The sequence below is a fragment of the Clostridium akagii DSM 12554 genome (assembly GCF_000686725.1).
Taxonomy (GTDB): domain Bacteria; phylum Bacillota; class Clostridia; order Clostridiales; family Clostridiaceae; genus Clostridium_I; species Clostridium_I akagii.
Window position 1 is genome coordinate 339,811 of record NZ_JMLK01000006.1, and the last position, 15,129, is coordinate 354,939.

Annotated in this window: 15 protein-coding genes; all 15 read left to right on the forward strand. The window is 33.8% G+C overall.

The features are described from left to right. Positions 1 to 200: 200 nt before the first annotated feature. The 15 genes from BR66_RS0102050 (at position 201) to BR66_RS22925 (ending at position 15,124) form a co-directional block, all read left to right on the forward strand. Positions 201 to 737, forward strand: coding sequence for a P27 family phage terminase small subunit (locus BR66_RS0102050; RefSeq protein WP_026881414.1), 537 nt, complete (start codon positions 201 to 203; stop codon positions 735 to 737). Continuing rightward, a complete protein-coding gene (locus BR66_RS22895; RefSeq protein ID WP_035795175.1) occupies positions 734 to 2,458 on the forward strand; it encodes a terminase large subunit in 1,725 nt (574 codons plus the stop codon). Before BR66_RS0102050 ends, BR66_RS22895 begins: the two co-directional genes overlap by 4 nt. 12 nt (positions 2,459 to 2,470) lie before the next feature. After that, complete coding sequence (locus tag BR66_RS0102060) at positions 2,471 to 2,875, forward strand: hypothetical protein (RefSeq protein ID WP_026881415.1); 405 nt, start codon at positions 2,471 to 2,473, stop codon at positions 2,873 to 2,875. A gap of 150 nt (positions 2,876 to 3,025) precedes the next feature. Beyond that, complete coding sequence (locus tag BR66_RS22900; RefSeq protein ID WP_051624053.1) at positions 3,026 to 4,291, forward strand: phage portal protein; 1,266 nt, start codon at positions 3,026 to 3,028, stop codon at positions 4,289 to 4,291. Between the two features lie 85 nt (positions 4,292 to 4,376). Beyond that, entirely contained in the window at positions 4,377 to 5,252 is an 876-nt protein-coding gene (locus BR66_RS22905; RefSeq protein WP_051624054.1) for a head maturation protease, ClpP-related, read from the forward strand. A 41-nt stretch (positions 5,253 to 5,293) separates the two neighbouring features. Beyond that, entirely contained in the window at positions 5,294 to 6,577 is a 1,284-nt protein-coding gene (locus tag BR66_RS0102075; RefSeq protein ID WP_026881416.1) for a phage major capsid protein, read from the forward strand. Positions 6,578 to 6,598: 21 nt separating this feature from the next. After that, positions 6,599 to 7,030: a hypothetical protein gene (locus BR66_RS0102080; RefSeq protein ID WP_026881417.1), complete on the forward strand. Its 432-nt coding sequence runs from the start codon at positions 6,599 to 6,601 to the stop codon at positions 7,028 to 7,030. Between the two features lie 38 nt (positions 7,031 to 7,068). Next, the gene (locus tag BR66_RS0102085; protein WP_026881418.1) at positions 7,069 to 7,716 is read left to right on the forward strand and encodes a head-tail connector protein; all 648 of its coding nucleotides are present in this window, start codon (positions 7,069 to 7,071) and stop codon (positions 7,714 to 7,716) included. 12 nt (positions 7,717 to 7,728) lie between these two features. Next, positions 7,729 to 8,079, forward strand: a complete 351-nt coding sequence (locus BR66_RS24670) for a phage head closure protein (protein ID WP_051624055.1) — start codon at positions 7,729 to 7,731, stop codon at positions 8,077 to 8,079. After that, positions 8,069 to 8,464, forward strand: a complete 396-nt coding sequence (locus BR66_RS0102095; RefSeq protein WP_026881419.1) for an HK97-gp10 family putative phage morphogenesis protein — start codon at positions 8,069 to 8,071, stop codon at positions 8,462 to 8,464. The genes BR66_RS24670 and BR66_RS0102095 overlap by 11 nt, the downstream gene beginning before the upstream one ends. A 46-nt stretch (positions 8,465 to 8,510) precedes the next feature. After that, positions 8,511 to 8,795 (forward strand): hypothetical protein, encoded by a 285-nt coding sequence (locus tag BR66_RS25535; RefSeq protein WP_156946213.1) that lies wholly within the window; start codon positions 8,511 to 8,513, stop codon positions 8,793 to 8,795. 43 nt (positions 8,796 to 8,838) lie between these two features. Next, entirely contained in the window at positions 8,839 to 9,747 is a 909-nt protein-coding gene (locus BR66_RS0102105; protein ID WP_026881421.1) for a major tail protein, read from the forward strand. 122 nt (positions 9,748 to 9,869) lie between these two features. Continuing rightward, positions 9,870 to 10,211, forward strand: coding sequence for a phage tail assembly chaperone G (gpG, locus tag BR66_RS22915; protein ID WP_035795178.1), 342 nt, complete (start codon positions 9,870 to 9,872; stop codon positions 10,209 to 10,211). A gap of 185 nt (positions 10,212 to 10,396) precedes the next feature. Continuing rightward, complete coding sequence (locus BR66_RS22920) at positions 10,397 to 14,398, forward strand: phage tail tape measure protein (protein WP_051624056.1); 4,002 nt, start codon at positions 10,397 to 10,399, stop codon at positions 14,396 to 14,398. Continuing rightward, positions 14,399 to 15,124, forward strand: coding sequence for a hypothetical protein (locus BR66_RS22925; RefSeq protein WP_035795181.1), 726 nt, complete (start codon positions 14,399 to 14,401; stop codon positions 15,122 to 15,124). Positions 15,125 to 15,129: the final 5 nt, after the last annotated feature.

A 15,129-nucleotide genomic window follows, 5' to 3' on the forward strand; every position in this document is an offset into this window, starting at 1 on the left:
TAATACTAATATGGTAAAGACACTAGTAAAGCGATAACTAATAAACAATAGTTGTCTCTTTTTTTATTGTTGTAATGATTAGGTGAGTATCAAATGCAGGGTAGGGGGTATGTAAATCCTTGGGGCTATTTACGGGGGACCGTGTAGTCCAGATTTCCTCATAAAATATTCCCTTTATCAGATTTTTAGGAGGTGAGGTCATGGGTAGAAATGCAAAACCAATTAATTTATTATTGGCACAGGGCAAGAAACACTTGACCAAAGCCGAAATTGACAAAAGAAAAGATACCGAAATTAAATTAGGAAATAATAAATTAGTATGCCCTAATTATATCAAAAATAACGTAAATGCATATAAGAAGTGGAAAGAAATCGTTAAAATTTATAAAGAAGTTGATTTTGTTTCTAGTGGAGATACTGGATTGTTATCAAGATACTGTATGACACATAGTGAATATTTGAATTTATGTGAAACTAGGGACAGATTGAGCGGATTACACGCAGATTGGTCACAATATCAAAATATATTTCCAGAAGAATTTCAAGAAACTGTTGAAAGAGTTTTATATTCAAATACAGATCTTCAAATGGAGACAGCAATTAATAAAAAAATGGATATGCTTATAAAAATGGAAGATAGACTATTCTTAAATCCATTATCAAAAGTGAAAAATGTGCCAAAACAGGAACCTAAACAAACACCTAGCACATTTGACCAAAAGTTTGGTGATATATGAGCCTTTTAGAAGAACTAATTCAATACAGTAACGATATAGTGGAAGGTAATATAGTAGCTTGCAAAAAACACAAATGGGCTTGTCAAAGATTTTTAAATGATTTAGCAAGAGAAGGTACAGAGGAATTCCCTTATGTTTTTGATGAAGAAAAAGCAAATAACTTTTTAGATTGGATGAGATTTTTCAAACATACTAAAGGACCATTGGCAGGGACACTTATAGAACCCCATATTATTCAAAGGTTTAATTTTGGGAATATATATGGATGGATAAAAATAAAAAATGGTTATAGGAGATTTAAGAAATCATACTGGCAAGTAGGGAGGAAAAATGCGAAGTCTCAAAGTGAAGCTTGCGTTGGTAATTATGAAACTTTTGCTGATGGTGAAAGCGCAAGTGAAGTATATTGTGCTGCAACAAAAACTAAACAAGCAAAAATAGTATGGAACGAAGCAAGATTACAAGTTAAAAGGTGCCAATTTTTGAAAGGTAAAAATAAGATAGCCAATGGTCAAATAATTCATATTAAATCAGACTCTTACATGACATATCTTAGTAAAGAAGATGGTAAAACAGGTGATGGATTTAATCCTCAGTGTGGAATAATTGATGAATATCACGCCCATCCAACAAGTGAAATGTATGACATTATTGTATCTGGTATGGGTTCAAGAACGCAACCATTAATGATGATTATTACAACTGCTGGATATGAATTAAATCATCCTTGCTATTCGGTTGAGTATAAATATGTTAGTAATATATTGAACCCCGACAGTACTACAGAAAATGACGAATATTATGTAATGATTAATGAGCTTGATAAAGACGAAAAGGGTAATTTATTAGATGATATAAAGGACGAAAAAGTATGGCTTAAAGCCAACCCAATAGTAGCTGAAAATGAAGTTGGACTTGATTATTTAAGAGGAGAGCTGAAAGCGGCACTAGATGCACCTGAGAAAATGAAAACATTTCTTACTAAAAACATGGATGTTTGGATTGATAAAAGAGCAAGTGGATATATGGAAATGGATAGATGGAAAGCTTGTGGTGATGATAAATTTGATTTAAATATATTAAAGAATGCAGAATGTATAGCAGGTTTAGATTTATCGGCAAAGATTGATTTAACATCTATTGATTGTGAGTTTAAACTTGACGATGGAAAAAGGGTTGTATTGAGCCATAGTTTTATGCCAAAAGATAGACTTGCAGCTAAAATGGACCAAGACAAAGTACGCTATGATCTATGGGAAGAGCAAGGATGGCTTACATTAACTCCAGGAAGTGTAGTTGATTATAAATATATTAAAAAGTATATCAAAGACAAGGAACGGCTATATAGATGGAGGTTTAAAGAAATAGTATATGACCCATGGAATGCTACACAATTTGCTCAAGATATGGAATCAGACGGATATACTATGGTTGAAATGCGACAAGGGATAAGAAGCCTAGGAGAAGGTACAAAGGATTTTAGAGACGAAGTTTATGCAGGTAATATAATTCATAACAACAATCCAGTTTTAACATGGGCACTAGGAAATGCGGTTACTAAAGAAGATGCTAACGAAAATATTATGTTAGATAAAGCTAAAAGTACATTTAGGATTGATCCAGCTGCTGCAGCTATGAATGCACATGCAAGAATGATTATTATTAATCCTAATGCTGGACATTCAGTTTATGCAAAACGTGGAATGAGAAGTTTATTATAAGGAGCTAAATAAATGTTTAATATATTAAGTAAACTAAAAAGGTCAAAAGATGTACCGCTAGCCAATTTTAAAATTGATAGGCCACCTAAACAACCACGGAAAATACCTATGCCACCATGTGCACCACCAAGTTCAAAAATTGCACAATTATATACACTTAGTGATTTAATATCCTTAAGTGACAGAAACGTAATATCAGATAATGAATTTAAAAAGCTATCGAGAGGTTTTCTAAAACTAGATGCTGATAAACCATTAAGTAAAAATTATAGCTGTATTCATTGTGAAAAAGCTTTTCAAAGTAAACTGGATGATGCAAAATGCCCCAAATGTGGTGCATATGGAATTAGAGTACCACGAGTAAAACCAACTCCACCAAGGAATAGAGTAGTAAGGGATGAAAATCACCCTAAATGAAAACGTGGAAATATTCGGGAAGAACTTAGGAAATATGTACTATATTAGTGTGCTATACTTGCAATATAGAAAAATTATTAGAGGGGCAGAATATGCCTTATTTTTATTTAAAGCTTTTTTATTTCAGATATGATTGGAGGTGGTTAAAATTTGAATGAATTTCAGCAAAAAGCTGCAAAACTTATATTTGGTAAGACGTTTCAAGAAAAAGTTTCGGACTTTTTAACAGGTAATGATTTAGAAGGAGATAGCACAACAGGATTCAATATAGATAAAGTAACGGCAATGAAGTATAGCGCAGTTTTTGGTTGTGTGAGAGTTTTAGGAGAAACCTTTGCTAATACACCAGCCATGTTGTATAGAAAAGATAAAAACGGTGAAAGAAAAGAAACAAATGATCTAGCAATATATGATATTTTACACAACGAACCCAACAGTGAAATGTCACCTTTCAATTTTAAAGAAATGTGTATGAATTCTTTAAATTTGGGAGGGAATAGTGTATCTCAAAGATTGCTGAATCGCAAAGGCGAATTGATAGGATTATATCCGTATGTTTATGATAGAGTGGAGATTCATAGAGATATTAATACCAAAAAACTTATATATACAGTAGATGGTAAGAAGGATTTTTCAAGAGAAGAGGTTCTGCACATACCAGGTATAAGTTTTGATGGGATTGTGGGATTAACACCAATAGAATACGCTGCATCTGCTATAAGATTAGGAATTTCATATGAACAATTTGGTGTTAATTTCTATAAGAATGGTGCAAACTCAACAGGTGCTTTTAAAAGTCCAGGAGTGCTGGAGGAAGTAGCATTTAATAGACTTAAAAAAGAATTGAAAACAAATTATACAGGTTTAAAAAATACTGGTACTCCAATGATTTTAGAAGATGGGTTAGAATTTCAACCATTTCAAATTAAACCAGTTGATGCCCAACTTTTGGAAAGTAAGTATTTTCAAATAGAAGATATTTGCCGAATTTATAGAGTACCACAACATTTAGTCAATAAACTTGATAGGTCCACAAATAATAATATAGAGCAACAAAGCCTTGAATTTGTTATGTACACAATGCTCCCATGGTTTAAAAGATGGGAAGACAATGTGAATATGCAATTATTAACACGAGAACAAAGACAAGCAGGCTATTATTTGGAATTTAAAGCAGACGCACTGTTACGTGGAGATATAGCAAGTAGAGCAACTTACTATGCACAAGGCAGGCAATGGGGTTGGCTATCTGTAAATGACATTCATAGACTTGAAAATATGCCTTCTATTGGAGAACCAGGAAACATCTATTTACAACCTTTAAATATGGGTAAGGCTGGTGATATACAAACAAAAGACCAATTAAAGGCTATGACAGAAGCCATATACAATACTATTTTAAACAAAAACAAATAAAAGGCTATTAAGCCTTATTTTTATGCTTAAAATTAAGTTTAACTACTTATTTTATAGATTAATTACTTTGAAAGGAGGTAAATATATGCCTAAAATATATCAATTTACTAAAAAAGATAAAACAGGGAATATTAAGAATGTTGGCAAAATGGAAATTAAAAATCAATCAAACAATTCAGCAGATTTATATTTTTATGGTGATATTGTAAGTATTGCTTACAATGCGGAAGATTGGTGGAGTTTTGGAGACCCGGAGGATAAAGCACCACAAGATGTTGCGGATTTTTTAAATGAACTTGATGGAATGACAGATGTAAATATACACATAAACAGTGGTGGTGGTGATGTATTTGCTGGAATAGCGATATATAACATACTCAAAAGCAATGATGCGAACAAAACAACTTATGTTGATGGACTAGCTGCAAGTGCTGCAAGCATAATAGCATTGGCAGGAAATACAGTAATAATTCCTTCATCAGCGCAATTTATGATACACAATGCATGGACTTTTGCACAGGGAAACGCAAATGATTTCAGACAAACAGCAGATTGGCTAGACCAAATTGGATTGTCTCTAGTAAATATCTACATGGACAATGCAAAAGATGGTGTAACAGAAGAACAAATAAAACAAATGATGGATGATGAAACATGGATGACAGGGGAACAAACATCAGAGTATTTTAATGTACAGGTAGATAAAACAGCAACAGTGGCAGCTTGTGCAAATAGTGAATTCTTTGGAAAGTATAAACACTTACCTAAAAGCCTTGCTAAGAAAGAGCCACAAGCAGCTAAAAACTCACAAGACAGTAACAGTGAAATATTAAAAGCACTAAATAAGATAAATAATAAACTTGAAGAGTTAGAAAAAACAGTTATTGAAGAGCCTAAACTACAAGATAACAAAACAATAGAACAATTAAAAGCAAAATTGGCTTTAGAATGCACACTCTAAGGTTATTTTTATGCAAAAAATAAAAATTCGGGGGTAAAAAATTGGATAAATTAAAAGAATTACAAGACAAAAAAGCAGCATTACAGGTACAAGCAAAGGCATTAATCGCTAAAGATGATGCTACAGCGGAGGAAATACAGGCAAAACAGGATGAAATAAAGGCTGTAAATGCAAAAATAAGTGCTCAAGAACAAATAATTGAGGATGAAAAAGTACAAGCAGCAGCAAAGGCATCTGCTAAGAAAGTAGTTAACGATCCTTTATATGCCGACCCAGCTAATCACAGTAAAGACAAGTGGAAAGGCGGCATAGGTGAATTTTTACAAGCAGTTTCACAGGCATCTGCACCAAGTGCTAGAATAGATAATCGTTTAATATTACAGAATTCTGCAAGCGGGACAAATGAAAATGTTGGTTCAGAGGGTGGATTTTTAATGGATACCGACTTTATAACTGATCTTATGAGTTCAATGAATGCTGAAACACAAGTTGCTAACAGAATAAGAAAAATCCCTATAGGCGCAAATACAAATAAATTAAATACTGTAGGAATTGATGAAAATAGCAGGGCAGATGGAAGTAGATGGGGCGGTGTTCAAGCTTATTGGGGTGCAGAAGCTGGAACAGTTGCAGCCAGTAAACCAAAGTTTAGAGATTTCGAATTAAAGCTTGAAAAGCTAATCGGACTTTGCTATGCAACTGATGAATTACTTCAAGATTCTACAGCATTAGGAAATATAATTCAACAAGGGTTCGCAGAGGAAATGTCATTCAAAGTTGATGATTCAATAATTAACGGCGATGGTATTGGAAAGCCTTTAGGAATATTAAATTCAAAAGCATTAATTACTGTACCAAAAGAAACAAGTCAAGCTTCTGGAACTATAGTAGCGGCAAACATAAATAAAATGTGGATTAGGTTGCCTGCTAGATTAAAGAAAAATGCAGTTTGGTATATAAATCAGGAACTAGATTCACAACTTACTGAAATGGCATTTAATGCTGGAACAGGCGGTACTATTCATCCGTTAGCAATTGAATATTTGCAAAAAGGAACATTAAAAGGAGCACCAGTTATTCCAATAGAACAGGCAGCTGGATTAGGAACTGCTGGAGATATTATATTATGTGATCCTACACAATATGTTGGAATTGATAAGAGCGCACCTAGAGCTGATGTTTCTATTCATGTAAGATTTTTATATGATGAACAATTATTCAGATTTATCTATAGATTTAATGGAGCACCATTTAGGGATAAGCCTATTACTCCATACAAAGGTACAACTACATTAAGCCCATTTGTAACATTAGCAAGTAGATAATTTGAGAGGAGAGATATTAATATGAGATGTTTAACATTTATACCAGAATCACATAGAACAAGAGTACTTTTAGCGCCACAAACAACAGCAGTAGGAGAGGCGAGCTATGTTGCCCCAACTCCTGGTGTTCAAAAAATAACTATAAGGGCAATTGTGTCTATGGGAAATGCAGCACCACTGGCACTAACTTTAAATTCTGCTGATGATGCAGTGGGAACAAACCCAGTGGCATTTGCTGATATTCCTGTTTTTGTCGGAGGAGTTAGACAAACAGACGCACACTTGTATACCATAGATGCCGATACTGGTAATTTTATAGTGGATTTTTGCATAACACCTGAACTTATTCCACAAGGAAAAACATTAGGATTAAGTTACGCAATTAGCAATGCAGCGAATTTAATTTCTGCTGAAATAATTGAAGAAACTGTATATGCTCCAACAGCTTCTTAATAATTGGTGGCTAGTCCACCTTTTAAGGTTGTGATCTTATGAATACAGAATATAATTTAAAACTGGTTACACCACCAGTAATTGAACCTTTAACGTTGCAAGAAGCACAAGCATATTTAAGGGTAGAAGATATAACAGATGATGAAGAAAACTCTTATATTCAAACGCTTATAACAGCCGCTAGAGAATGGTGTGAAACATATCAGCACAGGGCATATATAACTCAGACGTGGGAAATGTCATTAAAAGAATTTCCATGCGCTAGGGAGGATTCTTTAAACAATTATCATATACCTAATATTATTGAAATACCTAAAGGAAATTTGCAAACTATTAATAGCATAAATTACAAAGACATATACGGTACTGAATTTAATTTAGTTGAAAATGTTGATTATATAGCTAGTAATAGTGGGATTTTAGGAAAGATATGCCCACCATATGGCACAATATTTCCGTATGGACCATTATGGCCATTAGATCCTATAATAATAAATTTCACTTGTGGATACGGTGATAATGCTACTAAAGTACCACAAAAAGTCAAACAAGCTATGTTTATGCTTATAAGCCATTGGTACGATAACAGGTCTATTATAAGTGAACTAAGAAGTGTTGATGTTACAAAAGAAATGGCATTTGCCGTTACATCTTTATTAAAAATGGATAGGATAACTATATTGTAGGTGGTGGATTAAATGGGTGCAGGAAAATATAATCACAAAATAACAATTGTTCAAAATATAAATAGAAATTTATCTAATCCGCCTACAGATGAAAATGGTACACCTTTAGAAAATTGGCAACCATTTAAAAAACCTTGGAGTAGAAAAGAAGGATTGAACGCAAGATTATTTTATGCAGCGGCCGCAAGTCAAAGTGAAACAGACACAATATTTTTAATTAGATATTTTAAAGGCATTACTCCAGATATGAAAATTGTTGATAATGAAGGCACTTATTTAATTAAAGGTAAGCCAGCGGATAAAGATGGAAATAGAAAAGAACTGACTATTTATACAGAAGAGGTGGTTAATAGTGGGAGTTAATGTAGAACTCCAAGGTATGGGGGACTTACTCAATAGAATTGAAATGATGGGGCAGAAAACATCTAAGGTTATTAATCCAATACTAAAAGAAGCAGCTGGACCAATGCTTGAAGAAATTCAGAAAACAACAGAATTTATTGACCATTCACACAACCTTAGAAATGCCATGAAAATGAGTAAGGTTAAAACTATTAATGGTGTTAAGGCTATATGGGTTGGTGATGTAGATAAAGAAGCAAACTATAGTTGGTATGTAGAATTTGGACATACGAATCAACATGGAAAGGTTGTTCCAGCGCATCCATTTATGCGACCAGCTTTTCAAAATAACAAATATGTGGCTAAGAAAATAATAATATCCAAATTAAAGGAGGCTTTAAGATGAATATTTATAATGTTCTTAAAACTGCTTTAGCATCTTTAACTATTCCATGTGTGCAGACAATTTATGGGGGGCTGCAACAACATATATCACCTATTCTAAATATAACGATAAAGGTAGTGCGTTTGCAGAAACTACAAAGGAAATGGCAAAACATTATCATGTACAGGTTGATTTGTGGAGTAAAGAACTTCAAGTTGAGTTAGAAGAACAGATAAAAATTTTATTATCAAACAATGGATTCTGTGAGATAACAGCACAAAATTTATATGAACCTGAAACAAAAACATATCATACACCGATTAGTTGTACGTATGTAGACGAGCACTCATGATTGAGTGCATTTTTTATGTAAAAATTTAAGGAGAGTGATTTTAATGCCAGCAACAGGAATAACAAAATTTGCAGTAGCAATAAATACAGCAGATACAATAAATAACTTAGCATATAATACTCCAGTAGTATTTCAGAACATACAGGAATTAGACATAAAGCCAAAACAAAATACAGACAAGGCATATGCAGAAAACAGACTTATAGATCAAGCAACTTTGTTTGATTCAGCAGATTTAACGGCACAATGGTACGATTTATATGTACAAGAAAGGGCGCTTATATTAGGACAAAATATATCAGCAGAGGGTGGAACTTATGCAGCATTAGGAGATACAGCACCTTATTTAGCAGCTCTTTATAAATCACCACTAACAGGAAACCAAGGTAATAGGTACGGAGTAGTTTACAAAGGGCAGTTTACATTGCCTGATGACACAATGAAGGGACTGGAAGGCAAACCGGATTTAGGACAAGTACCTAAAGTGACAGGTTCATTCCAACCAACCAATTTTGTAATTAAAGTTACGGATCCGAATACAGGATTACTCGTAGAGAAACATCCGTGGGAATATCATATTGATACTACACAGGATTTGGATGAAATGTGGTTTGGAAATGTTTATATTCCTGGAGTAGATACAACTGCATTGACAGCAACTACGATACCACTTGATGCGGCAACAGGGGTTTCAGCTAGTGGAAGTGTAGTTATTACATTTAATAAAGCATTAAATGTCGATACGGTAAATGGTACTAACATATTTTTGATGAAAGCTGATGGAACTTCCATAGCCACAGCAGTAACAATTGATAGTACAAATAAAATAATTACAATTGACCCAATAGCAAATTTAGCAGTTGGTGATTATGTAGGAATTGTGACAGAAGGAGTAACTAGCCTTAGTGGTGTTAAATTATCAGATAAATTAGCAATTAACTTTACAGTATAAAAGGAAAGGGCGTAAAAACCCTTTCTATTAAATTTGAAGAAAATAGTTTATAACCAAGCAGGTAATGAACTTTATAATAACTTTAAGATAAGATAAAAAATATATTGGAGCGTGAAAAAATAATGGAATTAGAAATAGTTTTAGAGAAGGGTAAAGGAATTGATAAAAATAATAAGCCAATTATAGAAAAGAAAACTTATAAAACATTTAATCCAAAACTTAAAATGGTTAGAAAATCACTTGAGGTTTTAAATAGCGGAGCATTTGACCACATTACTCCAGAAAGCATTGATGAGATAGGAAATTTCATAGTTGAACTATTTGAAAAGCAATTTACTATAGATGAACTATTTGAGGAATTACCAGCTGATCAATTTAAAACTAAAGCATTTGAATATATGAATACTATCTTAAATACCATGGGTGTGAAATTAAATACAGTCCCCCAAGAAAAGGTGGAGTAACTAAAAAACTAACTCCACTGGATTTTATTAAAGAACTTTATATAGATCTAATGCAAACACAATCTATATCGCAAATTGATGATATGGATTTCTTTTGGTACTTAGATTTAATAACATATTCAGTAGTAAAGCCAAAAGAATTAACACCTATAGACCAAATCTTTTAAGAAAGGAGGTTAATTTATATGGCAGATGAAATAGCGGGATTAGCGGTCAAAATCGCGATGGACGATTCTAGTTTTACAACTGGTATTCAGGATTTGAAAAGGCAATTAACAGTATTAGACACTGGTTTTAAATCAAGTATTACAAGTTCAGATACTTTTGGCAAGTCACTAGATGGCTTAAAACTTAAAGCTAGTTCACTAGGTGAACAAATAACTGTTCAAAAGCAAGTAGTTCAACAATACCAAGAGCAATTACAAAAGTCTAAAACTGCATTAGAGCAAGAATCTACAACAATGATGGAATTGAAAACTAAAGTTGATGCATCAAAAACAGCATGGGAAGAAAGTAAAATTACCATGGGTGAAAATACTGAAGCTTCAATTGACCTAGAAAAACAATATAAGGCCTTAGATGCAGAATATACAAAGCAAGAAGCATCTGTAATTAAGAATTTCAAAGCAGTAGATGGTTATACTATTCAAACTAATAAACAGCAAGCATCCTTAAACTCTATGCAGAATAGTTTGGCAAGTACAAATAAAGAAATAGCAACCCAAGGGAGCAATTGGATTACTGCAGGGACACAATTAACAACTTTATCTACAAAGACAAAGGCCGTTGGTGAGAGTTTAACTACAGTTGGAGAAAGTTTAACCACTAAGGTTACTTTACCAATAGTGGCAGGATTAGGATTAGCGACTAAATCAGCGTCAGACTTTGAACATCAATTAGCGGATATAAGAAAAGAAGTTGCTGCAACAGGTATTCCAGTCTCACAGGTTAATTCATTGATGAGCCAAATGTCTAGTTCATCATTAACATGGAGTGAGGATTTCGGACAATCTACAGATGATATAAATCAAGGTTTATTAACACTTGTTAAAGATGGATATACTGCTAGTGAAGCAATGGATACTATGCAAACATCTTTATATACGGCGAGAGGTTCAAATGAAGAATTAGAAACTACAGTAGATAAATTAGGCTCGTCACTAGAAGCCTATGGGATGAAAACCAATGATGCTGCTACAACTACTGCAAATATGACACATATGGCAGATACTTTCGCTTATACTGCTAATCACACTAAAGCTAGTATTTCAAGTTTAGGAGAAGCTTTCAGTATTGTTGGACCATTAGCTAGTCAGTTAAAAATTCCAATGTCTCAAACAGCTGCGGCTATTGGAGAACTAGAAAGTAATGGTATAGATGCATCTACGGCAGCAACAAGTTTACAAGCAGGGTTAGTAAACTTAACAAAGCCTACTAAAAAGATGCAAACTCAATTAGATTTAATGAAATTTTCAGCGTTTGATTCAAATGGGAAAATGAAAGACCTTACAACAACTATATCAGAAATGTCACAGAAAACGTCTGGGTGGACAGATAAGCAAAGAGAAGCAGCTTATGCGACTATATTTGGGAAAGAATCATTAGCATCTTGGGGAATATTGATGCACAAAGGTAGTGGATATTTAAGTACACTTTCTACTAATGCTAATAATGCTACAGGAGAAGTTAAAAGATTATCCGATAGTATGAAAGATACAGCACAAAACAATTTTAAAGAATTACAAGAATCCGTTTCAGCACTTGGGATTGCGTTTGGACAAGATGTATTACCATCATTAGTACCTGTTGTAAAACAAGTAACCTCATTAGTTCAAGGTTTTAGCAAACTGGACGATAGCACTAAAAAAAATATTGTAACAGTTTTGGAAGTAGTTGCTGTGGCTGGACCTACGTTACTTATAATCGGTAAAGTAGCTACGGGACTTAGTGTTGTAGAGAAAGGTGTAGGTAGGCTCACTGGTTTTATTGGTAAAAAAATTATTGCAAGTCAAGCAGATGCAATTGCAACAGAAGCAAGTACAGTGGCCACAGAAACCACGACTACGGCAACCGAAGCAAATACAGTTGTAGAAGAGGTAAACACAGCAGCTGAAGAAGCAAATACCGTAGCAAAAGGCACCGGAGCCGTAGCAACGGAAGCAACTACAGCTGCTACTGTTGCAAAAACAGCTGTAACTGAGGCAAGCACATTAGCCGAAGGGGGAGCAGCAACTGCAGCAGCAACAACTGCTACTGAAATTGCAGGAGTTGGAGTAGCATCTGCAACAGCTGGAGAAGCTGTTGCAGGAGCAGGAGCGGCAGCCGTTGGTGCTGGAGAAGCATTGGGTGGAACTGCATTAGCTGGAGGAGTAGCAGCAACAGGATTAGCAGCACTTGCAATATCAGCAGCTCCTTGGCTAATAGCTGGAGCTGCTATAGTAGGAACAGGGATAGCTATACATCATGCAATAACAGAACAAGCAGCTCCAAGCGTAGATTTATTCAATGATAAAATTCAAGAACATACAAAAACCATGGGTGCATATGGTACGGAGATGGATGTTACAACAACTAAAACAGTAAACTTTGATGATGCTACTAAAACTGCAGTTAGTTCATACATGCAAATGGATGATAATGTTAAAAAAACTATGACAGATATATATGTAAATTCTGATAAGTTCACTGGGCAAACAAAAACAGCAGTTATATCACAATTTACAGATATGGCAAATAAGGTTACTAACTTAAATGGTAATGCTAAAGATAAGGTTTTAACGGATTTTACAAATATGGTTGGTAATACAAGCACTTTATCTACTAAAAATAAGAATGATATTGTAGCACAATATACACAAATGGTAAGCAAGGTTAGTGGATTAACAGCACAGCAGAAAACTGATACTATTAAAAAGTTTACAGACACTATGACACAAAGTACAGGCATAACCAAAACGCAAGTAGACAGTGTAGTGAGCCAATTTTCAGCTATGGGCACTAAAATTAAAAATGCAGATGATACACAATATAATACTAGATTTAAAACTATGCAAGATTATTTCGCTAAAAGTGATGCTTTAAGTACAACTGATGAACAAAAAGTATTAGCGAATATGACTTCAAATAATAATGCACAAAAAGCTAAAATAGACACATATGAAGCACAAATAACAGCCATTTATACTAATGCATCTAATCAGCATAGACAATTAACTACTGCTGAACAAACACAAGTTAATGACATACAAAATAAAATGAATACTACTGCAGTAACGTCTTTAAGCAGTAATGAAATACAAAGTAAAGTAATTCTTGAGAGAATGAAAAGCTATGGTACAAGTATCACAGAGCAACAAGCAACTAGTATTATTCAAAGTGCTAATAAGCAAAGAGATGGATCCGTAGCGGCAGCAAACGACCAGTATAATAAAACAGTTGCGAATTTTATCTATCAAAGGGATGTAACTCATTCTATAACAGCTGACCAAGCTACGAAACTAATAGCAGATGCTGGAAAGATAAGAGACCAAAGTATACAATCAGCGAAAGACCAAAGAGAACAAGTAGTTGGGCATCTAACTAAGATGAACAGCGATTTAGTTAAGGATATGGATACAAGTACAGGGAAAATGCTATCACCTTTTACAAAATTCGGCGATAGCGTAGGACAAGAATTTGCAAAAATATCTCAAGGGTGGGCTAATTTGAGCTTTCCCGAAAAAACATTAAAGGTTGTAGGTAATATTGTAAGTGGGTTAACTGGTCTTTCTATACCAGGACTAGCCACAGGTACAACAAATGCCACAAAGGGTTTGACCTTAGTGGGTGAAAAAGGTCCTGAACTTGTATATATGGGTGGTGGTGAAACAGTTTTAAATAATAATGATACCACAAAGCTTATGCAGAACGGGATTTCGAATAATTTATCGTCAATGGCAAATAGCATGAGTAATATGCAAGTACCTTCATTATCATCTTTAAATACATCAAATAATACTACCAATAACTACGTAAATAATGTATCTAATAATGCAGATGGTGCTAATTCAAACAATAGTGGTTCTAGTAAAATCGGTGATTTAATATTTAACGTTGAAAAGGTTATTGGATATCCTGATTTAAAAAAATTGATGAGAGATGCAAATAACATTAAGACAAATATAAATATGGGGAAGGGGGCGGTGTAATTGGCAACATACATAACATTTAAAGATATTTGCTCTTTAGATATTAAAGGTGTATATATTCAAACATATCCCTTACCTGATGCATCATCCCCAAGTAGACGTGTAACTAAAACTCCGGTGGCTGGAAGAAATGGTAATTTGAGAATTTTAGAAAGTGACGATTATGGACAAGATGTATTTGATAGCATAGAAAAATCCATTGATATTCTATACAAAGGTGATAACTTGGATTTAATGAAAAACTGGCTTAGAGGTAATGGAAAGTTAATTTTAAGTAATGCATCTGATAGGTATTGGAAGGCTAGTATAGATAATATTATATCTATAGATAAATTACTTATTAATAATTTAAGGACTTTTACGGTGGTATTTTCATGTTTCCCATATGCCTTTTTAAAATTTGGTGATACACCTATAGTCTATAATCCAACAACTACAACTTGGGAAACAATAATTATGAATGAATATGATTTATCTTTGCCACACTTTAAAATCTATGGGCAGGGTGATATTGGATTACTTATAAATGGTGTTGAAACTGATTTTTACGCAGTGGATCAGTTGGTTGAATGTGATTCAGATTTACAGCAGTGCTATAAAGGCAACCAAAACTTAGGCATGAATATGTCGGGTGAATTTCCAGTATTATATCCAGGTAAAAATGTTATTGAATTTATAGGCAATATTAAGCAAGTAATATTAACTCCACACTGGAGAACTTTATAGGAGGA

Bases quoted from the DNA above. Each gene is read 5' to 3' on its own strand.
- BR66_RS0102105 (WP_026881421.1), top strand. From the start codon at position 8,839: ATGCCAGCAACAGGAATAACAAAATTTGCAGTAGCAATAAATACAGCA.
- BR66_RS22895 (WP_035795175.1), top strand. From the start codon at position 734: ATGAGCCTTTTAGAAGAACTAATTCAATACAGTAACGATATAGTGGAA.
- BR66_RS0102050 (WP_026881414.1), top strand. From the start codon at position 201: ATGGGTAGAAATGCAAAACCAATTAATTTATTATTGGCACAGGGCAAG.
- gpG (WP_035795178.1), top strand. From the start codon at position 9,870: ATGGAATTAGAAATAGTTTTAGAGAAGGGTAAAGGAATTGATAAAAAT.
- BR66_RS24670 (WP_051624055.1), top strand. From the start codon at position 7,729: ATGGGTGCAGGAAAATATAATCACAAAATAACAATTGTTCAAAATATA.
- BR66_RS22920 (WP_051624056.1), top strand. From the start codon at position 10,397: ATGGCAGATGAAATAGCGGGATTAGCGGTCAAAATCGCGATGGACGAT.
- BR66_RS0102080 (WP_026881417.1), top strand. From the start codon at position 6,599: ATGAGATGTTTAACATTTATACCAGAATCACATAGAACAAGAGTACTT.
- BR66_RS22905 (WP_051624054.1), top strand. From the start codon at position 4,377: ATGCCTAAAATATATCAATTTACTAAAAAAGATAAAACAGGGAATATT.
- BR66_RS25535 (WP_156946213.1), top strand. From the start codon at position 8,511: ATGTGTGCAGACAATTTATGGGGGGCTGCAACAACATATATCACCTAT.
- BR66_RS0102060 (WP_026881415.1), top strand. From the start codon at position 2,471: ATGTTTAATATATTAAGTAAACTAAAAAGGTCAAAAGATGTACCGCTA.
- BR66_RS0102085 (WP_026881418.1), top strand. From the start codon at position 7,069: ATGAATACAGAATATAATTTAAAACTGGTTACACCACCAGTAATTGAA.